The sequence below is a fragment of the Janthinobacterium sp. BJB301 genome (genome assembly GCF_002735685.1).
GTDB classification, from domain to species: Bacteria; Pseudomonadota; Gammaproteobacteria; order Burkholderiales; family Burkholderiaceae_D; genus Janthinobacterium; species Janthinobacterium lividum.
In genome coordinates this window covers 190,565-210,264 of record NZ_PDZJ01000006.1, presented here as the reverse complement: position 1 = coordinate 210,264, position 19,700 = coordinate 190,565, and the positions used below count along the sequence as shown (strand labels likewise).

Annotated in this window: 15 protein-coding genes; 8 read left to right on the top strand and 7 right to left on the bottom strand. The window is 62.7% G+C overall.

Going from position 1 to position 19,700, the window contains the following annotated elements; all coding sequences use genetic code 11:
- Window positions 1-66: 66 nt before the first annotated feature.
- A complete protein-coding gene (gene fmt, locus CSQ91_RS26460) occupies window positions 67-1,023 on the bottom strand; it encodes a methionyl-tRNA formyltransferase (RefSeq protein ID WP_099390061.1) in 957 nt (318 codons plus the stop codon).
- 97 nt (window positions 1,024-1,120) lie between these two features.
- Entirely contained in the window at window positions 1,121-1,663 is a 543-nt protein-coding gene (gene def / locus CSQ91_RS26455; RefSeq protein WP_034784735.1) for a peptide deformylase, read from the bottom strand.
- Between the two features lie 304 nt (window positions 1,664-1,967).
- Between def and dprA the strand changes: the two genes are divergently transcribed.
- From dprA to CSQ91_RS26440, 3 genes are all read left to right on the top strand, one after another.
- Entirely contained in the window at window positions 1,968-3,071 is a 1,104-nt protein-coding gene (gene dprA, locus CSQ91_RS26450) for a DNA-processing protein DprA (protein WP_034784737.1), read from the top strand.
- A 94-nt stretch (window positions 3,072-3,165) separates the two neighbouring features.
- On the top strand, window positions 3,166-3,630 hold the full coding sequence (locus CSQ91_RS26445) for a DUF494 family protein (RefSeq protein WP_034749287.1): 465 nt from the start codon (window positions 3,166-3,168) through the stop codon (window positions 3,628-3,630).
- A gap of 283 nt (window positions 3,631-3,913) precedes the next feature.
- Window positions 3,914-6,580, top strand: a complete 2,667-nt coding sequence (locus tag CSQ91_RS26440; RefSeq protein ID WP_092612769.1) for a DNA topoisomerase III — start codon at window positions 3,914-3,916, stop codon at window positions 6,578-6,580.
- 223 nt (window positions 6,581-6,803) lie between these two features.
- On the opposite strand, the gene CSQ91_RS26435 is transcribed toward CSQ91_RS26440, so the two are convergent.
- The 4 genes from CSQ91_RS26435 to CSQ91_RS26420 form a co-directional block, all read right to left on the bottom strand.
- On the bottom strand, window positions 6,804-7,529 hold the full coding sequence (locus CSQ91_RS26435) for a hypothetical protein (RefSeq protein ID WP_099390060.1): 726 nt from the start codon (window positions 7,527-7,529) through the stop codon (window positions 6,804-6,806).
- A 74-nt stretch (window positions 7,530-7,603) separates the two neighbouring features.
- Entirely contained in the window at window positions 7,604-9,028 is a 1,425-nt protein-coding gene (locus CSQ91_RS26430) for an alkaline phosphatase (RefSeq protein ID WP_099390059.1), read from the bottom strand.
- Between the two features lie 29 nt (window positions 9,029-9,057).
- The gene (locus CSQ91_RS26425) at window positions 9,058-10,509 is read right to left on the bottom strand and encodes an alkaline phosphatase (protein ID WP_099390097.1); all 1,452 of its coding nucleotides are present in this window, start codon (window positions 10,507-10,509) and stop codon (window positions 9,058-9,060) included.
- Window positions 10,510-10,623: 114 nt separating this feature from the next.
- Window positions 10,624-11,313, bottom strand: coding sequence for a hypothetical protein (locus tag CSQ91_RS26420; protein WP_257217486.1), 690 nt, complete (start codon window positions 11,311-11,313; stop codon window positions 10,624-10,626).
- Between the two features lie 99 nt (window positions 11,314-11,412).
- On the opposite strand from CSQ91_RS26420, the gene CSQ91_RS26415 reads away from it, so the two are divergent.
- From CSQ91_RS26415 to CSQ91_RS26395, 5 genes are all read left to right on the top strand, one after another.
- A complete protein-coding gene (locus CSQ91_RS26415; protein WP_099390058.1) occupies window positions 11,413-12,330 on the top strand; it encodes a LysR family transcriptional regulator in 918 nt (305 codons plus the stop codon).
- 88 nt (window positions 12,331-12,418) lie between these two features.
- Entirely contained in the window at window positions 12,419-13,288 is an 870-nt protein-coding gene (locus CSQ91_RS26410; RefSeq protein ID WP_180278523.1) for an MBL fold metallo-hydrolase, read from the top strand.
- A gap of 20 nt (window positions 13,289-13,308) precedes the next feature.
- On the top strand, window positions 13,309-13,956 hold the full coding sequence (locus tag CSQ91_RS26405) for a DsbA family protein (RefSeq protein WP_099390057.1): 648 nt from the start codon (window positions 13,309-13,311) through the stop codon (window positions 13,954-13,956).
- A gap of 92 nt (window positions 13,957-14,048) precedes the next feature.
- Window positions 14,049-15,512: a catalase gene (locus tag CSQ91_RS26400; protein WP_099390056.1), complete on the top strand. Its 1,464-nt coding sequence runs from the start codon at window positions 14,049-14,051 to the stop codon at window positions 15,510-15,512.
- 170 nt (window positions 15,513-15,682) lie between these two features.
- Window positions 15,683-16,066 carry a hypothetical protein gene (locus tag CSQ91_RS26395; RefSeq protein WP_070253828.1) on the top strand — a complete coding sequence of 128 codons (384 nt, stop codon included), beginning with the start codon at window positions 15,683-15,685 and terminating at the stop codon, window positions 16,064-16,066.
- Window positions 16,067-16,118: 52 nt separating this feature from the next.
- On the opposite strand, the gene CSQ91_RS26390 is transcribed toward CSQ91_RS26395, so the two are convergent.
- Window positions 16,119-19,697, bottom strand: a complete 3,579-nt coding sequence (locus CSQ91_RS26390; protein WP_099390095.1) for an ABC transporter permease/M1 family aminopeptidase — start codon at window positions 19,695-19,697, stop codon at window positions 16,119-16,121.
- Between the last annotated feature and the right edge of the window lie 3 nt (window positions 19,698-19,700).

Here is a 19,700-nt window from a genome sequence, read left to right as displayed (position 1 = left end):
AAAGGCTTGCCGCGGCAAGCCTTTTTTTATGGCCATCGGGAGATGGCGCGGTGCGATCCAGTGAACTTAGGCGAAGCGCTTGCCTTCGAGGGGGAAGCCCTTGATGAATTCGGCCGCGGGCAGGCGCTTGCCGCCCGGTTTCTGCAGTTCTGTCAGGCGCAGCGAGCCATTGCCGCAAGCCACGACGATGCCGTGCTGGGCGTCGGCCGCCAGTACCTGGCCGGGCGCTTCCTTGCTGTCCGCTTCGAGCACGTCGGCGGCCCAGATCTTGATGGTGGTGCCATCGACCTGGCCGCAGGCGCCGGGAAACGGATTGAAGGCGCGGATCTTCAGGCCCAGTTCCAGCGCCGGCAGGCTGAAGTCGAGTGCCGCTTCTTCCTTGGCGATCTTTGCCGCATAGGTGACGCCCGCTTCCGGCTGCGGCACGGCTTCCAGCGGCTGCTGCTGCATCTTGCGCAGGGTTTCGACGATCATCTTGCCGCCCAGGGCGGCCAGCTTGTCGTGCAGGGTGGCGGTGGAGTCGCCCGCTTCAATGGGCGTGCGCTCGATGGCCAGCATGGGGCCCGTATCGAGGCCTTCTTCCATCTGCATGATGGTCACGCCCGTCTCGTCGTCGCCGGCTTCGATGGCGCGGTGGATGGGCGCCGCGCCGCGCCAGCGCGGCAGCAAGGAACCGTGGATATTGATGCAGGGTTTGATGTCTAGCGTGCTGCGCGGCAAGATCAAGCCGTAGGCCGCCACCACCATCACGTCGTAGTCGGTGGCCAGCAGGCGCGCGTGGGCTGCCTTGGCCTCGGCGGCGCGCTGCGGGTCCTTGCTGTCCATGCGCAGCGACAAGGGCTGCAGCACCTCGATGCCATGCTGCTGCGCATATTGCTTGACGGCCGAGGCGTGCAATTGCATGCCGCGTCCGGCAGGGCGGTCGGGCTGGGTCAGCACCAGCGGAATCTCGAATCCCGCTTCGTGCAAGTCTTTCAGGGCCGTGGCGGCAAATTCAGGCGTGCCTGCGAAGATCACTTTCATATGGTTCCTTGACGTGAGGTGTACAGGCCCGCGCCCAAATGCGCCAGGCTGGCGTGGTGTGACGACTTCTGTTGCGGCTTAGTCTATCAGCAGTGGCTTAGAAGCGGCGGTTCTGAGCGCGCAGGCTCGCTTCGCGCTCGAGACCACGGATTTCCTTGATCATCTTGGTCTTGATGCGGTTGCGCTTGAGCGGCGACAGGTATTCGACGAATACCTTGCCCAGCAAGTGATCCATCTCATGCTGGATGCAGACGGCCAGCAATCCATCGGCTTCCAGTTCGAACTGTTTGCCGTGGCGGTCCAGGGCGCGCACCTTGATGCGGGCCGGGCGCTCGACGCCATCGTAGACGCCAGGCACGGACAGGCAGCCTTCATCGTAGACCTGCTTTTCTTCGCTGGCCCAGGTGATTTCCGGGTTGATGAACACTTGCAGCTGGTTTTTCTCTTCGGTGATGTCGATCACCATCATCTGGATATGCTCGTCCACTTGCGATGCGGCCAGGCCGACGCCCGGGGCGTCGTACATGGTTTCGGCCATGTCGTCGATCAGGGTTTGCAGGCGCGCGTCAAATTCGGTGACGGGCTTGGCGATCGTGTGCAGGCGAGGATCGGGGTAACGCAGGATATTTAATATGGACATACGGATTCGACTGGTTAAGGTGGGCGCCGGTGCGCCGGATTATTCATGCCTGGGCCATGCGAACGATGGCAGGGCTATTTTATTTGAGTACGCTACGGTTGGGCGCGTATGGCACAACGGCGCGGCAGATGCGTTTGCCAGTGCGCTATTCGTCTGCTGCAAAGGGAAATTTTATCACAGACGCCCATGCTCCTGTGGATGACGGGCCGTTTTGCCCGGCCATTGCACGCATTGTTGCGCGCGTCGGTATCGCGTGCGCGCCATGGCGCTAGCATGGGATGGCACAGTACACAGCGAGGTTGTCATGCATGCAATTGCCACGACGGCAGACGCGGCCACGGAACTGGCGGGCTGGCTGCGCCTGCAGCATCTGCCCGGCGTGGGGCCGGTGGCGGCGCGTGCCTTGCTGGTCAGCTTCGGCTTGCCGCCGGCCATCTTCAGCGCGTCATTCGAGGCCTTGCGCGAAGTGGTGCCGGCCAGCGTGGCGCGCGCCATCGTGCAGCCGCCCAGGCCGGTGGCCAACAGCCAGCTCGAGCTCACTCTGCAGTGGCTGCAAGGCCCCGGCAATGCCGTGCTGACCCTGGCCGATGCCGCGTATCCGCCCCTGCTGCTGGAGATCGCCGATCCGCCGCTCTTGTTATATGTACGGGGGCGGGTGGAACTGCTGTCGCGTCCCGGCGTGGCCATCATCGGCAGCCGCAATGCCAGCGCGCAAGGCATGCAGAATGCGGCCGCCTTTGCGCAAGCCCTCAGCACGGCAGGCCTGACCATCATTTCCGGGCTGGCGCTGGGCATCGATACGCACGCGCACGAGGGCGGCTTGCGCGGCGCGGGGGCAACCGTCGCCGTGATCGGCACGGGCGCCGATCTGGTGTATCCGCGACGTAACCTTGATCTGGCGCAAAGAATTGCCGAACAGGGTTGCATCGTCAGCGAATATGCACTGGGGCTGCCCGCCATGCCCGGTAACTTTCCGCGCCGCAACCGCCTGATCAGCGGCCTGGCGCGCGGCGTGCTGGTGGTCGAGGCGGCCGCGCAATCGGGCTCCCTGATCACGGCGCGCCTGGCCGGCGAGCAGGGACGCGATGTGTATGCCTTGCCCGGCTCGATCCATGCCACCCTGGCCAAGGGTTGCCATGCGCTCATCAAGCAGGGCGCCAAGCTGGTCGAGTCAGCCGATGACGTGCTGCAAGAGCTGCAGTGGCTGGGCGGCATCCCCGGCGCGCCGGCAGTGGTGGAAGACGAACCGCCGCTGCTGGCCGCGCTGGGCCATGATCCCCTCGATGCCGATACCCTGGCCGCGCGCAGCGGTCTGGCCATGGGCGCGCTGATGGGCGAACTGCTGGCGCTGGAGCTGGCGGGCCGGGTGGAGCGCTTGCCAGGAGGACTGTTTCAACGCTGTAAATGACAGCTTGTCACTTGTGTGGCGGCCTTGCCGCACGGCGGCGCTTTGTCGGCGCGCACCCTTGTGTCGCAGCGAACTTAGCTGATAGAGTAGAGCCATGTTCGATATCCTGGTGTACCTCTACGAGACTTACTATCGCCCCGATGCCTGCCCCGAGCCGGCAGTCCTGGCGCGCAAACTGTCGGCCGTCGGTTTCGACGACGTGGAGATTTCCGAAGCGCTTGTCTGGCTGACGGATTTGAATGCCATGGCTGGCGTCGAGCAAACCCTGACGGCCAGTTCCACGGGCACGCGTTTCTATGTACAGCAGGAAAGCGACGTGCTGGGCACGGCCGCCATCGGCTTCATCCAGTTCCTGGAAAGCGCCAAGGTACTCTCGCCGCTGCAGCGCGAAATCGTCATCGAACGGGCGCTGGCGCTCGACGAGGCACCCGTCTCGCTGGGCAAGCTGAAAGTCATCGTGCTGATGCTGCTGTGGAGCCAGGGCAAGGAACCGGATGCCCTGATGTTCGACGACTTGTTCGTCGACGATGAAGACCTCCCGCCGCGCTTATTGCACTAATATATAGCCGTATTCTTCGCTGTCTGCCCGACCCTGGCGCCGCTGCCGCGCCATCCCCTTTACCATGTGTTGCACCAGCGCGCCCGCCAGCCTGTTGTGTTTGCGCTTGCGCATTCTTGCTTGCAGATAACTTGCCGAATTCTTCAATAGGCGCTTATCATTGGCCGCTTGACAAGACCACAAGTCACACGGCCTTGCGCAGACAAAAGCGTCGGCGCCTGGCAATGCACTGTATGATGCGCATGCTGAAACTATCCTAGAGCATTTTTCGAGACTAAAAAATATGACAAAAACCCTCATCATCGCCGAGAAGCCTTCTGTCGCGAACGATATCGCGAAGACGCTTGGCGGCTTTACCAAGCACGATGAGTACTTTGAATCGGATGAATACGTCCTGTCGTCGGCGGTCGGCCACTTGCTGGAGATCGCCGTACCGGAAGAATTCGACGTGAAGCGCGGCAAATGGAGTTTCGCGCACTTGCCGATGATTCCACCGTATTTCGCGCTGAACCCGATCGCCAAGACGGAAGCGCGCCTCAAAGTATTAAACAAGCTGATCAAACGCAAAGACGTCACCACCCTCATCAACGCATGCGATGCGGGGCGCGAAGGCGAGCTGATTTTCCGCCTGATCGCGCAGAACGCGAAAGCCAAGCAACCGGTCAAGCGCCTGTGGCTGCAGTCGATGACGCCGGGCGCCATCCGCGACGGTTTTTCGCACCTGCGCAGCGACGAAGAAATGCTGCCGCTGGCCGATGCGGCCCGCTGCCGTTCGGAAGCCGATTGGTTGATCGGTATCAATGGCACGCGTGCCATGACGGCGTTTAATTCGAAAGAAGGCGGCTTTTACCTGACCACCGTGGGCCGCGTGCAGACGCCGACCCTTTCGATCGTGGTCGAACGCGAAGATAAAATTAAAAAATTCGTGCCGCGCGACTTCTGGGAAGTGCGCGCTGAATTCGTTTGCGCGGCCGGTATCTATGAAGGCCGCTGGCTCGACACGAAGTTCAAGAAGGACGAGAACGACCCCGAGAAGCGCGCCGAGCGCCTGTGGAGCAAGACGGCTGCCGACTCGATCGCCACCGCCTGCCGCGGCCGCCAAGGCATCGTCACGGAAGAGTCGAAACCGACCACTTCGATGGCGCCGGGCCTGTTCGACCTGACCAGTCTGCAGCGCGAAGCGAACTCGCGTTTCGGCTTCTCCGCCAAGAACACCCTGGGCCTGGCCCAGGCGCTGTATGAAAAGCACAAGGTGCTGACGTATCCGCGTACCGATTCGCGCCACCTGCCGGAAGACTACATGCCGACCGTGCTGCAGGCGCTGGAAACGGTCAAGGACAACAGCAACTACCATCAGTTCGCCAAGCAGATCATCGACAAGGGCTGGGTCAAGCCGAACAAGCGCATCTTCGACAATACCAAGATCTCGGATCACTTCGCGATCATCCCGACGACGATCGCGCCAAAGAACCTGTCCGAGCCGGAACAGAAGCTGTACGACCTGGTCACGCGCCGTTTCATGGCCGTGTTCTTCCCGCCTGCTGAATTCCAGGTCACCACGCGCTACACGGAAGTGTCCGGCCATCAGTTCAAGACTGAAGGCAAGGTCATGACCAATCCGGGCTGGCTGGCCATCTACGGCAAGGAAGCATCGACGGACGCGGACAAGGAAAGCAATGGCAACGGCAATCTGGTGCCGGTCGCCAAGGGCGAGAAAGTACAGACGGAAAGCGTCAACGCCAACGGCCTGGTCACCAAGCCGCCTGCGCGCTTCACGGAGGCAACGTTGCTGTCGGCCATGGAAGGCGCCGGCAAGCTGATCGACGACGACGAGCTGCGCGATGCGATGGCTGGCAAGGGCCTCGGCACGCCAGCGACGCGCGCGGCCACCATCGAGGGTTTGCTGACGGAACGCTATCTGATCCGTGAAGGCCGCGAACTGATTCCGACGGCGAAGGCGTCGCAGCTGATGACCTTGCTCAAGGGCCTGGGCGTCAACGAATTGACGGCGCCGGAGCTGACGGGCGAGTGGGAATACAAGCTGTCGCAGATGGAAAAAGGCAAGATTTCGCGCGAAGAATTCATGCGCGAAATCGCGCAGATGACGCAAATCATCGTCAAGCGCGCCAAGGAATACGATAACGACACGATTCCCGGCGACTACGCGACCTTGGAAACGCCGTGCCCGAATTGCAGCGGCGTGGTGAAGGAAAACTACCGTCGTTTCGCCTGCACCAAGTGCGAATTCTCGATGAGCAAGACGCCGGGTTCGCGCCAGTTTGAAATCGCCGAAGTGGAGCAATTGCTGAAGGACCGCACCATCGGCCCGCTGCAAGGCTTCCGCTCGAAGATGGGCCGTCCGTTCGCCGCCATCCTGCGCATCGTGCGCGATGAAGAGATCAAGAATTTCAAGCTGGAATTCGATTTCGGCCAGAACGACGAGAGCGAAGATGGCGAAGGCGTCGATTTCACGGGCCAGACGCCCGTGGGACCGTGCCCCAAGTGCAACGCCGGCGTGTACGAAATGGGCCTGGCCTATGTGTGCGAACACAGCGTGGCCAAGCCGAAGACGTGCGATTTCCGCAGCGGCCGCATCATCTTGCAGCAGGAAATCTTGCCGGAACAAATGGCAAAACTGCTCAACGATGGCAAGACGGACTTGCTGCCGGGCTTTGTTTCGCAGCGTACCCGCCGTCCGTTCAAGGCCTTCCTCGTGCGCGGCAAGGATGGCAAGGTGAGCTTCGAGTTTGAAGAGCGCAAGGCCAAGCCGGGCGCGAAGACCAAGGCGGCAGCGACCGAGGCCGAAGGCGAAGAAGGCGCGGCGCCAGCGAAGAAAACGGCCGTCAAGAAAGCGGCAGCCGTCAAAAAGGCGCCAGCCAAGAAAGCCACGGCCGTGAAAAAGCCGGCCGCCAAGAAGGCGCCGGCGAAGAAGGCGGCAGCGGCGGAGTAATCCGGCGCCAGCCAAACAAAAGCCAGGGATGTCCCTGGCTTTTTTTACGTCCCGAGGATAGCTAAGAGCCTGTCCCAGTAGATGAATACATCCCCCGCTGGCGCGCCTCAGAAGCGGGGACTGCGTTGCTCGTCGTCGCGTGGCTCGCCACGCGTCCTCCTCACGCCTTGTCCGCGCTCCTGATGTGCTGCCAGCAGAAGACGCTCCCTACTGGGAGAGGCTCTTAGTCCAGATAGTCGGAATACTCGCGCTGCGCGTAATTCTGCAGATTCGCCCACGGCTGCGCCTTGCTGACGGTCGGCTGCAGCTTGACGTCGACCCGGCGATAGAATGTATTCGCGCGGTCGCCGCTTTCGATGATCAAGGGAATCTGCTTTTGCTCATCCCACAGGATGCGCTGGAACACGCCATTCTTTTCCACTTCGCGCCAGCGCGCGCCCGTCACGTTCGATGCCTGTTTCGACAGCGGCATGGCGGCCACCAGTTTCGGGTCCAGCAGATAGAAACTGTTTTCCCAGGAGCCGTCGAAATTGACGTTTTCGTATTCCGCTTTCGGGATCGCCACCACCACCTTGTCATGCGCATCGATGTATTCCACGCGCACGGTGTTCTTTTCCAGCATCACGTGGCGCGGTATCAAAACGGGATTGAAGTGCTTGTGCTCATGCTGCGTGGCCTTCAGCGCCACTTTGGTGTTGTCTCCGTGCTTGTGGCCCGCATGTGCATCGGTCGACGGCGCCAGCACGCGCTCGACCCACACGTGGCCGGGGCGGCGCAGCATCTTTTCTTCGTAACGGCTCTCGCGCGTCACGCCTTCCGGCGTCAGGACGCGGCTGTAGTAGGTGATGCCCAGGTCCAGGTCGGCAGGAGCGGAAGGCGTGGCAGGAGCGGCTTGCGCGCTGGCGGCAAAGCCGGCGGCGAGGAGGACGGCGATCAGGGACGATTTCATGGTGTTGCCTTTACGTGCAGAGGGGCGGAGGGCATACGCCATCCGCCCCGGTGGGGTTGCCGTGTTGATGTGGATCAGAAGCCGAAGGCCGCCTTCAGCAAGTCAAACACCTTGGTGTTGTCCAGGGTGCCCTTGAAGGTCTTGGAGCCGGCGCCCGTGGCCAGCAGCTTGACGTCGCCGCCGCCGTGGGTTTCGCTGGCCAGGCGCACGCCTGTTTCCTGCAGGTAGTTGTCTTTCAGGGCCGTGGCGCTGTCGACATTGCTGCGCAGGGCAGGGCGGTTCGGGCCGTTGCCGAACACCAGGGTGGTGTAGGTATTGCCATCGGCATCCTTGCTCGGCTGGTTATCCTTGTAGCCGCGGTTGATGTCGAGGATATGGTTGCCGCGCTTGCCGTAGCCGTTGAAGGCCAGGGTATGGTCATGGTCGGCCGTGACGACGATCAGGGTATTTTCCAGCTTCGGATCGGTTTCCTTGATCTTGTTGATGGCGGCCTTGATGGCGTCGTCGAAGGCGATGGTGTCCGTCAGCGCGCGCTTGGCGTTGATGCCGTGCAAGGCGTGGTCGATGCGGCCGCCTTCGACCATCAGGAAGTAGCCGTTCGTGTTTTTCGACAGCAAGTCGATGGCTTTCAGCGTCATTTCCGACAGGCTAGGCTGGGTCGCGCCTTCGCCCAGCGGTGGCGTGGCCGTACGGTCCAGTTCATATTCCAGGTGGCTGCGGGTGCTGTACAGGCCGATGAATTTCTTGCCGCTCGGCGCTGCCGCCATTTCCGCTTTCGTCGCGGCCACGGTGTAGCCCTTGGCGGCAAATTCCGTCAACAGGTTGCGGCCATCGGCGCGGCCATACTTGTTGCTTGCCGACCAAGGCGTAAAGTGGTTGCGGCCGCCACCCATCAGCACGTCGACGCCATCGCCCAGGGCCGCGTTGTAGCCCGCGCCGCCCGGCGCCGTTTGCGCGGCGATCGCGTATTGCGCATTGCGGTTGCAGATGTGCGAGAAAGTCGTCGCCGGCGTGGCGTGCGTCAGTTCCGTGGTGGTGATGGCGCCCACGGCCTTGCCCTTGGCTTTTGCCAGCTCCAGGATGGTCGGCGCGCTCTTGCCGCCGGCCGGGCAATTGTCCACGCCCAGGTTGCCGTTGGCATCGCGGCTGGGTTCCTTGGCGATCGTGTCCTGCGCCATCGAGATGACTTCATTGTTCATCTTGACGCCGGTCATGTAGGCGGCCATCGATGGCGCGCTGTCCGTCGTTTGCGCATCGTTCGAGAACGTCTTGATGCGCGCCGTGCGTTCCAGCGTGTCCATCGTCAGGCTGCCATCTTCCTTGTACTGGTAGATGCGCGCCGCCGTCACGACGGACGGGCCCATGCCGTCGCCGAGGAAGAAGATGACGTTCTTGGCGTCGGCGGCGTAGGCGCTGGCAACGCTGGCGGCCACGAGCGTGGTCAGCAAGGAGAGTTTCAGGGCCGATTTCAGTACGGCGGGTGTCGATGCAAGTTTCATGTGCTTGTCCAATTCTTGTCTCTTGGGGATTACAGACCGCCGGCGGTCTTGACCAGGCCGAATACTTTGGTGTTGTCGATGGTGCCGAGGAAGGTTTCCGAACCCTTGCCGATGGCGCCCAGGAAGACGTCGGTGCCGCCGTGGGTTTCATTGCCCGCCGTGGTGCGGATCACCGCTTCCTGGTGGTAGGTGTTGGCGCTGGTGACGGTTTCATCGAGGCTGGCCATGGCGGCGCGGCTCGACTGGGTGCGGTTTTCGCCATTGCCGAAGCCGATGATCGAATACGGTGCGCCATCGAGGTCTTTCTCGATTGCACCGGTCACGTAGTTCTTCACCACGCCCAGCACGCCAGGGTTGCCGGCAGCCGTCTTGCCCGTGCGCTTGGCGTAGCCGTTCAGCACCAGAGTGTGGTCATGGTCGGCCGTGACGACGATCAGGGTATTGGCCAGGGTCGGGTCGGTGAGCTTGGCTTTGTCGATGGCCGCCTTGATGGCGTTATCGAATGCGACGGTATCTTGCAGCGCTTTCTTGGCCGTGGTTTCGTGCAGCGCATGGTCGATGCGGCCGCCTTCGACCATCAGGAAATAACCCTTCTTGTTCTTGGCCAATACATCCATGGCCTTGGTGGTCATTTCCGCCAGGCTCGGTTCCTTGGCGGCATCGCGGTCCAGGTCGTAGCTCATGTGGCTGGACGTGAACACGCCGAACAGGCGCTCCGTCTTGGCCGCATCGACGGCCTTGAAGTCGGCGCCCGTGTTGGCGACCGTGTAGCTCTTCGCTTTCAGTTCGGCGAGCAGGTCGCGTCCGTCGGAACGCTTGCCGCCATCCTTGAACGGCTTGAAGAATTGCGCGCCGCCACCGAGGACCACGTCCAGGCCGGCGGTGCCCAGCGCGCTGTTGTAGCCCGTGCCGCCAGGCACCAGGGCCGCGGCGATATCGTTTTCCAGGTCGCGGTGGCAGATGTGCGAATAGGTCGCGGCCGGCGTGGCGTGCGTCACGCGCGCCGTGCTGACGACGCCGGCGGCAAAGCCCTTGGCCTTGGCCAGTTCCAGCAGGGTGGTGGCGGGCGTGCCGTTGCCGGTGCCGCATTTGTTGACCAGCTTGTTGCCGTTCGCATCCGTGCCCGGATCGATGGCGACCGTGTTGGCCGACATCGAGATGACTTCATTGTTCATCTTGACGCCCGTCATGTAGGCGGCCATCGATGGCGCGCTGTCCGTCACTTGCGCATCGTTCGAGAACGTCTTGACGAAGGCCGTTTCCGGCAGGGTGTCCATGGTCAGCGCACCCTCTTCGCCCACCGAATAGATGCGCGCGGCCGTCATGGTGGTCAGGCCCATGCCGTCGCCGAGGAAGAAGATGACGTTTTTCGGCGGTGCTTCAGCCACTACCTCTTCTTTTTTGGCGTCGCTGCCGCAGGCGGCCAGCATCAGGGTGATGGCGACGCTGCAGCCAGCGACGGAAATTTTTCTGCGTGTCATGTGGTTCATCCGGCTAGGTTTGAAAGAGCTAGCAAGATAACAATCCAATGTGACGCCCTCATGACGCTGTGACACATTTGGCCACGCCGGTGCGCGTCCGCCTGGCGTGTTGTTTTAGCGCACGTCCTCGGTGGAAAAGTACACCGTGCCGCGCAAGCGTGCCGTTGTTCCCAGCTGCGCGCGCAAGGCCGCTTGCAAGGCGGCGGCCGGAGTTTCCTGCACGCCCCGCTTGGCCGCCACGATGTCGCCATGCGGCGCCTGCGCAGGGCTGGTCAAGGCGACGATATGTTCGAAATCGGGGCGGCTGTCGATGCGCTTGACGAGGAAGCGCTGCGTGCCGTCACCCACCTGCAGATAGCGCGCGCTGGCGTGCGCGGCGGGTGCCGGCGACAGCTGGCGCATCAGCAGGACGCGCTCGACGATGATGGCGGCAGCGCCGTAGCCGGGTTCGGCCTTTCCAGCCTTCTCGAAGTGCCCGCGCACCACCGTCGCGCGGAACTGGCGCAGCGGCAGCGGCGCGGCGGGCAGCAAGCGCGCCAGCTCGAAATGTTCCGGTTCGAGGGTCCACAGCGCCGTACGGCCATCGAGCTGCTGGCGCAGCCGCGCATCGAGGGCGGGGTCGGCCAGCCGCACTTGCAGCACCACCTGGTAATCGTGCGGCGCATGGAACATCGGCAGGTGCGAGGCATACAGCCCTTGCTTGCCGCCAAACAGCACCATGCCGTGCAGGCCCCAGGTCGGGGGCGCGGCGTGGGCGAGGCTGGACAGCATCAGGAGCAGGGCGGGAAGGAAGAAACGTAGCATGGGAGGAATTGATGAGTTTTAATACCAGGATGATAGGGGCGGTATCATGGACGGTACAGCAACCATTTTTCACCTTTCGTGTCCCATTTGGAAATCATCATGCACATGAGCCTTGCCGACCTGCGCGTGTTTTGCAGCGCCGCGCGCCAGCCGACCCTGGGCGCGGCGGCGCTGGAATTGCACCTGACGCCATCGGCCGTGTCGAAAGCCTTGCGCCGCCTGGAGGGGGACATGGGCGCGCCCCTGTTTGACCGGAGCGGCAAGCAATTGCTGCTCAACGACAGCGGCCGTTTGCTGCTCGAGCGTGCGCGCACCTTGCTGGCGCTGGCCGAACAGGCGCGCCTGGACGTGATGGGCGAACGGGGCGCCATCGATGGCCGCATCGCCGGCCCTGCCTTGCTGCTGTGGCGCCACGCGGAGACCCTAGCGGCGGCGCTGGACGCCTATCCGCAGGCCAGCGTGCGTTTGCAACCGGCTTTCGAGGATGCTGCGCTGGCGGCCCTGTCGCGCGGCGATTGCCATGCGGCACTGGTGACGCAGGACGCCATCGCCCAGCGCGGCGCCGACTGGCCTGCCACCTGGCACAGCACGGCGCTGGGCAGCATGCGCATGCTGCTGGCGGCCGGGCGCGGCCATGTGCTGGCGCGCGGCGTGCCGGCAGCCTGCGCATCCGTGCGCTGCGCCATGCAGGACGTCTTGCCGCACGCGTTTGCCAGCCCTGCCCACTCCCTGCTGTGCGGCGAGGAGCGGGGCCGCCATGCCGATGGCTGGCGCGGGGTGACCGGGCGCACCATCCGCTACTGGAGCGACGATGTGCAGTTGCTGCTGGGCTATGTGCAGTCCGGCCGGGCGCTGGCCTACCTGCCCGACTTCGCCGTGCGCGCGCACGATTTGCTGCAGGTCGAGTTGGCCGGCAGCGTCGATTGCAGCGAACAGGTGCTGCTCGTGTGGGATGGCGCGCTGGCGGGGCAGTGGCTGCATGCATTGGCGCGGCAGCTGTCTATTCATCCGAAATAAGCAACAAACTATTGCGCTTTAATGGGTTTTTCTACCGGATTGAGCAACGTAAGATGCATGCATCCCAATCATCTTGTGAAGGCACAGCATGTTCTCCAAATCCATCAGCAGCGTTCTTGTTTCCACCCTGTTCGCCGCCGGCGCCGCGTCGGCCGCCGTCAGCGCTCCCTTGACCCTGGAAGTCTTCAACCCGGGCGAAGCGGCGATCTTCCCTGTCGCTTCCGTGCTGGTTGCGGGCAAGCATGACGCCGTGCTGATCGATGCGCAATTCTCGCGCGCCGAAGCGCAAAAGCTGGTGGAGAAGATACACGCCAGCGGCAAGAAACTGACGACCGTGTACATCAGCCACAGCGATCCCGATTTTTACTTTGGCCTCGACGTGATCAAGGCCGCTTTCCCGCAGGCGAAAATCGTTGCCACGCCGGAAACTGTTGCTGAAATCCGCCGCAAGGCCGACGCCAAGGTCGCCTACTGGGGTCCTATTCTGAAAGACAATGCGCCGAAAAGCATCGTCATTCCCGAAGCGTTGCAAGGCAAGCGCATCAGCCTGGAAGGCCAGTCGCTGGACATCGCCGGCCCGACGCCAGCGCGCACCTATGTGTGGATTCCATCGATCAAGGCCATCGTCGGCGGCGTGGTACTGTTTGGCAACCTGCACGTATGGACGGCCGATACGCAAAGCCTGCAATCGCGCCAGGACTGGCTCAAGACACTGGACGGCATCGCCGCCCTGAAACCCGTCACCGTCGTGCCCGGTCATTTCAAGGTGGGTTCGCCCCTGACGCCGGACAGCATCAGTTTTACGCGCGACTATCTGGTGACGTTTGAAGCGGAAACGGCCAAGGCCGCCAATTCGGCCGCCCTGATCGAAGCGATGAAAATGCGCTATCCGAAGCTGGGTCTCGATGGCGCCCTGGAGACCAGCGCGAAGGTCGCTAAAGGCGAAATGAAATGGTAAGCGGCAACAAGGAGTCAAGCATGCCCACACTGCACTACATTTTCGACCCCCTGTGCGGCTGGTGCTACGGCGCCGCGCCGCTGGTCGAGGCGGCGCGCGCCGTGCCCGGACTGACGCTGGCGTTTCACGGCGGCGGCATGATGACGGGCAGTAATCGCCGCCAGATCACGCCCGCCTGGCGCGGCTATGTGCTGCCGCACGACCGGCGCATCGAGCAATTGTCGGGCCAGCCGTTTGGCGACGCCTATATCAATGGCTTGCTGAACGACACGACGGCCATGCTGGATTCGGAACCGCCGATCACGGCCATCCTGGCGGCCGAATCGCTGGCCGGCAAGGGCCTGGACATGCTGCAGCGCGCCCATTACGTGGACGGCTTGCGCATTGCTGACCTGCCCGTGCTGGTGACCTTGGCGCAAGAGCTGGGCATGGACGGCGCGGCATTCCAGGCCGCGTATGCGCAACAGGCGGGTGCTGCCACGCAACGGCATATCGATGCCAGCCGCGCCTTGCTGGCGCAGGTGGGCGGGCAGGGCTTTCCCACGTTCGTGCTCGACGATGGCAGCGGCACGCTGTCCGTGATCGATATCGGCGGCTTCCTGGGCCAGCCCGCGAAGTTGCAGGCGCAACTGGGTGGCGTGTGCGATGCGCAAGGGTGTGCATTGTAAATAGCTATCGATTCGATAAAATCAATTAACTTTTCCTTTGTTGTTGACCTCGTTACACTGCTTCCATTAGTCAACAACGAAGGAAAAGCAGCATGAGCCAACAGCCGCCATTCAGTACCGCCTCGGGCATCCCCGTCGCCGACAACCAGAATTCCATCAGCGCCGGTCCCCGTGGCCCGCTGCTGCTGCAAGACTTCCACCTGATCGAAAAACTCCAGCATTTCAACCGCGAGCGTATCCCCGAGCGCGTCGTCCACGCAAAAGGTTCGGGCGCCTACGGCACCTTTACCGTCACGCACGACATTTCGCGTTACACCAAGGCCAAGCTGTTCAGTGAAGTGGGCAAGCAGACGGCCACCTTTGCGCGCTTTTCCACCGTCGGCGGCGAACGCGGCAGTGCAGACACGGAACGCGACCCGCGCGGCTTCGCCGTGCGCTTCTATACGGAAGAGGGCAACTGGGATTTGGTCGGCAACAACACGCCCATGTTCTTCATCAAGGACCCGATCAAGTTCCCCGATTTCGTCCACACGCAAAAGCGCGATCCGCAAAGCAACCTGAAATCGGCCGAGATGATGTTCGATTTCTGGAGCCATGCGCCGGAAAGCCTGCACCAGGTCACCATGCTGTTCTCGGACCGCGGCACGCCGGATGGCTACCGCCACATGGATGGCTTCGGCAGCCACACGTATAGCCTGATCAATGCCGACGGCCAGCGCGTGTATGTGAAATGGCACTTCAAGACGCGCCAGGGCATCAGGAATCTGCCTGCCGCGGAAGCGGGCCGCCTGGCCGGCGCCGACCCCGATTACGCCCAGCGCGACCTGTTCGGCGCCATCGAACGCGGTGATTTCCCGCAGTGGGAAGTCAAGCTGCAGGTGGCGACGCAGGAGCAGCTCGATGCATGGGAGCAGCGCACGGGCTGGAACCCGTTCGACCTGACGAAAGTATGGCCGCATGCGGACTTCCCGCTGCTGCCGGTAGGCATCTTCGAGCTGAACCGCAACCCGGACAATTACCACGCGGAAGTCGAGCAGGCGGCCTTTTCTCCGGCCAACGCCGTGCCGGGCATGGGATACTCGCCGGACAAGATGCTGCAAGGCCGATTGTTCGCCTACCACGACGCCCAGCTGTACCGGGTCGGCACCAACCACCAGCATCTGCCCGTGAATGCGGCCCGCTGCCCCTTCCATAACCAGCAGCGCGACGGCGGCATGGCGATCCACAATGGCGGCGCGGCGCGCAACTATGCGAACGTGGCGGCGGCGGGCACGCAACCGCAAGGCCTGGGCCATGGCGAGGGGGCGCTGGCGCTCGATGGCGGCGCGGCGCGCTACGATGGCCGCAGCGTGGAAGACGACTTTACGCAGGCCGGCAATCTGTTCCGTTTGATGTCGGCACAGGCCAAGCAGAACCTGTTCGATAACCTGGCCGGTCCCTTGAGCCAGGTGCGCGCGGAAACATTGCAACGTCAGCTGGGCCACTTCGACCGGGCCGATGCCGCCTACGGCGCCGGCGTGCGCGCCGCCCTGCAGGCGCGTGGTGTGACCCTGTAAGCGTGTATTGCAGGCGGAACAAGCTGGTTCCGCCTGTTGTTGATCCAGCACAAATTAGAGATGAATACCAAATATTGCCGTATGGACATATTTGCCGCCCATGCGTAGACTTGTCGGTCTGATGATCGCGCCGTCTTCCTGGCGGCGCCCTGACTAGAAAGTCTTGCAATATGAATATGGCGAAGCTGTCGGTGCATGGGGATGACCCCACGCTCAAATCCATCCTTGAAGTCTTGCCCACCGATCCGGAACGGCAATGGCGCAAGGGCGAGGCGAAGGGCGCGGGCCGCGTGCATCTCGATTCCGGCTTCGAGGTGCTGATCGCGCAGGCATCCAAATCGCAAGTGTTGCCCTCGCGCATACGCAGCTACCTGGCCGAATGCCGCTCGCGCGGCGTCAGCTTCAGCATGCCGCGCATCGTGGCCGAACTGCAACTGGAGTTGAATGGCGACGATACGCTCGATGCGCCGCTCGACCTCTCGCTGGCCGACATGCAGCACCTGACGGAAATGGGCATCAGCCTGAGTCTGGTAACGCGTTCCGCCGCAGCCTGATGAGCGCCTGACACTTAAAAAATGGCCACCTGTTCTGGGTGGCCATTTTTTGTCATGCTTCGGCGATGTCGACGGTGACCATATTGTCGTCCGGCTTGCGGTCGATCAGCTTGTTGTCGGGATCGATGCCCGCCTTGTCGGGGCGGCTGCCGACGATGACGGTATAGCTCGCTTCGCGCTTCGTCATGCGCAGGCGTTCGCGCAGCAGCGGATGGCCATTCGCGTCGTCGACGCCGATCTCGATCCAGTCGTGCAGGGGCGCGTCGTGTTCCTCGCCCTGTTCGCCGGCCGTCAATTTGCTCGCCTGCACCTTGATGGTGACGGCGTACTTGCCGTCGCTGCGTTTCGTGGCCGTGGCCGACAGGGCGCGGTTGTCGAACAGCACGATTTTCTCGAACAGGTCGTCGATCAGGTAAGCCTGCTCGGGCGGCGCGACCTGGCGCAAGCCGGCAATCAGGGCTGTCACGCTCGCATACGGCGGGCCTTTCTGGCCGTAGGTCTTGAGCAAGTCGCGCAGCACGCCGTTGACCTTGTCTTCGCCGATGATGTCTTGCAGCAAGTACATGGCCAGGCTGCCCTTGTTGTAGTGGATATACGCCTGGTTTTCATTCTCGGCCAGCGGCAATTCCTTCTTGCGCTCTTCGCTGCGCCCCATCAGGTATTGATTCAGGTCATAGCGCAGGAAGCGGCGCATCTTGGCCGGCCCCACGGTTTTCTTCATCACCATCAGGGCCGAATATTCGGCCAGGGTTTCGCTGAGCACGGTAGCGCCGCGCGTATTGCCGCCCACCAATTGATGCGCCCACCACTGATGCGCCACTTCATGCGCTGTGACGTAGAACGGATAATCGATGTCTTTCGGGTTCTTGTCATCCACCTTGGCGATGAAGCCCAGCCCTTCCGAGTACGGTATCGTGTTCGGGAACGATTGCGCAAACGTGGCGTAGCGGGGGAACTCGACGATGCGCAGGATCTTGTGCTGGTAAGGGCCGAAGTTTTTCGTGTAGTACTCGAGCGCTTCCTTGCTGCCGCGCACGAAGCGGTCCAGATTGTATTCATGGCCCGGGTGGTAATACACGTCGATGGCCACGTCTTGCCAGCGCTCGTGCCTGACGGAGTAGCGGGCTGACTGGAACGCGTAGAAATTCAGGATCGGCTGCTCCATCGTGTAGTGGAAGTAATGGCGGCCCTTGGCGATCCAGTCGTTGTCCAGCATGCCAGGCGCGATGGCCGTCTGGCCATCGACGGTGCTGACGGTGGCGTCGAAGTTGATGCGGTCGGCGTCGTTGCTGACGTAATTGTCGGCCAATCCCTTCGCATCGTCGCGCGGCAAGGCCCGTTCGCGCGCGGGCAAGCCGTGTTTCTTGCGGTCGCGCGGGTCCGTCAATTCCTGCTGCGCCTGGTAGCCGATGTGCGGCAGCACGGCATTCGTGAAGAAGGTGCCGTTGGCGACCACGGGCGTGTCCTGGCCCAGGCCGAAGATGCCGCGCGGCGCATAGCGGACGTCGAAATCGAGGCCCAGGGTGGCGCCCGGCGCCAGTGGCGCGGCCAGGCGGTAGCTGTAGAAGCCCAGCTTGCCATCATCGAGGCCGGGATGCACGCGCGCGTCAAAACGCAGGCGCATGGTGGAGGTCGGGTCTTGCTGCACAAAAATGTGGCTGATCGGCAGGCTGGTCTTGTTTTGCAGCACATAGCGGCCCGTGACGGCCAGGGTGCGCTGCGCCGGATAGATGGCCACGTCGAGTTTCACGTCGGTGATTCTCGGCTGCGGCGTGGCGGCAAACTTGCGGTACTGGCGCTCGACACTGGCGCGGTCCGCATCGCGGGCGAATTCGGACTTGTAATCGTTGGCCACGTGGAAGACGTAGAACAGCACCGTGCCGGTGCCGAGGAAGAGCAGGGCGCCGCCGGCAAAGCTGGCCAGTACGCCGTGCGTCAGGCCATGGCGCGCCAGGCGCAGACGGATGCGCCAACTATCCTGCGCGCCGCGGGGCCAGAACAGCAGGGACAGCACCGTCAGCATGACGGCCGCACCGCTCCAATACAGCAAGTACCAGCGCTCGCGCAACACATAGTGGCCGGCGCCGTTCATGGCCGAATACACGAAGTCTGGTGTGTTGCCATACAGCAGCAGCGGGTCGCCCAGGCCCAGCGAGGAAAAGCTGATGCTGGCGATGTGGTACAGAATCATGGCGAAATACGCCAGGTACTTGTGGTTGATCAAGACCTGCAAAAAGATGGCCAGCACGGCGATCAGCGCGTAGGACGGCAAGTGCGACAGGAACAGCGATTCCAGGTACAGGCCGGGATCGAGGCGGTAATAGCCCTTGAAGACCTGGATCGACATGCCGCACAGCATGATGACCAGGCTCAGCAGTGCTTGCAGGCCGACCAGCGCAAACAGTTTCGATAGCAGGGGCAGCCAGTTCGGCACGGGCAGGGCGTCGAGCATCTGATACGTGCCCGCTTCCCGTTCGCGCCACACCAGCTCGCCCGCGTAGAAGGTGGTAATGATCAGCATGAACAGGGCGAACGAAGCGTTGACCATGTCCAGCACCTTTTCCGTCACCGGATAGGTATTCGTGCCGTAGATGGAGCCCATGTCCAGCGCGCCCGCATACATGGTTAGCACGCCGGCCAGCACGATGACGACAAAATAGATGTTCTTGATGGTTTCGCGCAAGTTCAGCCAGCTCATCTTGACGAGCAGGGCGGCCAGGCTGCGCTGCGCGAAGTCCGGTGTTTCCTGCGTGGACAGCGAGGCGTTCGACAGGCGCAGCGGGACGTCGCCCTCGCTGCGGCGCTTGCCGGCGCCCGCGTCCGTCGTGGCGTGGAACTGGAAGCGCCAGTAGCCGAGCAGCAATGCCACCAGGGCGAGGCCGGACCAGATGGCGCGGTTCAGCAGGTACACGCCTTCCAGCGTCACCAGGCGCGTGTTGCGCTCCGCGTTTGGCCAGTATTCCGTCAGGCGTATCAGCGCCGTCGTGCCGAAAGGATCGATCAGGGCGGCCAGGGTCTTGTAGTCGAGGTCGCGCGCCAGCGACGGGGCCACCAGGTAGCCGATCAGCATGACCACCGAGCTGATGTATACAGGCAGCATGCGCCGCGTCAGGGCCGCGATGACGAAGAAGATGGCGCCGAAGATGAACAGGTTGGGCAGCAGCGTAAACACATACGGCATCAGGTAGGCCAGCGTCCGTTGCGGCCCCAGCCGCTCCGGATCGATGCCGGGCAGCCAGGCGCCCAGCCAGGCACCGATGACGATGCTGGAAAACACCACGGCCAGCACCAGGTAGGCGCCCAGGAAGCGGCCGAAAACGTACTGGTATTTCCTGATCGGCGCGCTGAAGAAGAAATGCTGCATGCCGTATTCGAAATCCTGCTGCACCGAGCGGCCCATCATGGCGGCTACCACCACGGCGCCGAAGCAGCCCAGCAGGCTGCACGTGAACGCCAGCGAGCGGGGCGCGTTGATCAGGAACTTGCCGCCGAAACTGATGCTCGCTTCCTTGAAGACGCCGCCGGCGGCAGCCATCCACAGCATGGCCAGCGCCAGAAACATGGCGAAATACACCCAGGTGGACAGCAGCTTGAGCCGCTGTCGCGCTTCAAAGCGGGCGATGGCAAGCATGGC

What these genes read in the sequence shown, in the direction of transcription:
- fmt (WP_099390061.1), bottom strand. Translation starts at nt 1,023, where the DNA reads ATGAAAGTGATCTTCGCAGGCACGCCTGAATTTGCCGCCACGGCCCTG.
- def (WP_034784735.1), bottom strand. Translation starts at nt 1,663, where the DNA reads ATGTCCATATTAAATATCCTGCGTTACCCCGATCCTCGCCTGCACACG.
- dprA (WP_034784737.1), top strand. Translation starts at nt 1,968, where the DNA reads ATGCATGCAATTGCCACGACGGCAGACGCGGCCACGGAACTGGCGGGC.
- CSQ91_RS26445 (WP_034749287.1), top strand. Translation starts at nt 3,166, where the DNA reads ATGTTCGATATCCTGGTGTACCTCTACGAGACTTACTATCGCCCCGAT.
- CSQ91_RS26440 (WP_092612769.1), top strand. Translation starts at nt 3,914, where the DNA reads ATGACAAAAACCCTCATCATCGCCGAGAAGCCTTCTGTCGCGAACGAT.
- CSQ91_RS26435 (WP_099390060.1), bottom strand. Translation starts at nt 7,529, where the DNA reads ATGAAATCGTCCCTGATCGCCGTCCTCCTCGCCGCCGGCTTTGCCGCC.
- CSQ91_RS26430 (WP_099390059.1), bottom strand. Translation starts at nt 9,028, where the DNA reads ATGAAACTTGCATCGACACCCGCCGTACTGAAATCGGCCCTGAAACTC.
- CSQ91_RS26425 (WP_099390097.1), bottom strand. Translation starts at nt 10,509, where the DNA reads ATGACACGCAGAAAAATTTCCGTCGCTGGCTGCAGCGTCGCCATCACC.
- CSQ91_RS26420 (WP_257217486.1), bottom strand. Translation starts at nt 11,313, where the DNA reads ATGCTACGTTTCTTCCTTCCCGCCCTGCTCCTGATGCTGTCCAGCCTC.
- CSQ91_RS26415 (WP_099390058.1), top strand. Translation starts at nt 11,413, where the DNA reads ATGCACATGAGCCTTGCCGACCTGCGCGTGTTTTGCAGCGCCGCGCGC.
- CSQ91_RS26410 (WP_180278523.1), top strand. Translation starts at nt 12,419, where the DNA reads ATGTTCTCCAAATCCATCAGCAGCGTTCTTGTTTCCACCCTGTTCGCC.
- CSQ91_RS26405 (WP_099390057.1), top strand. Translation starts at nt 13,309, where the DNA reads ATGCCCACACTGCACTACATTTTCGACCCCCTGTGCGGCTGGTGCTAC.
- CSQ91_RS26400 (WP_099390056.1), top strand. Translation starts at nt 14,049, where the DNA reads ATGAGCCAACAGCCGCCATTCAGTACCGCCTCGGGCATCCCCGTCGCC.
- CSQ91_RS26395 (WP_070253828.1), top strand. Translation starts at nt 15,683, where the DNA reads ATGAATATGGCGAAGCTGTCGGTGCATGGGGATGACCCCACGCTCAAA.
- CSQ91_RS26390 (WP_099390095.1), bottom strand. Translation starts at nt 19,697, where the DNA reads ATGCTTGCCATCGCCCGCTTTGAAGCGCGACAGCGGCTCAAGCTGCTG.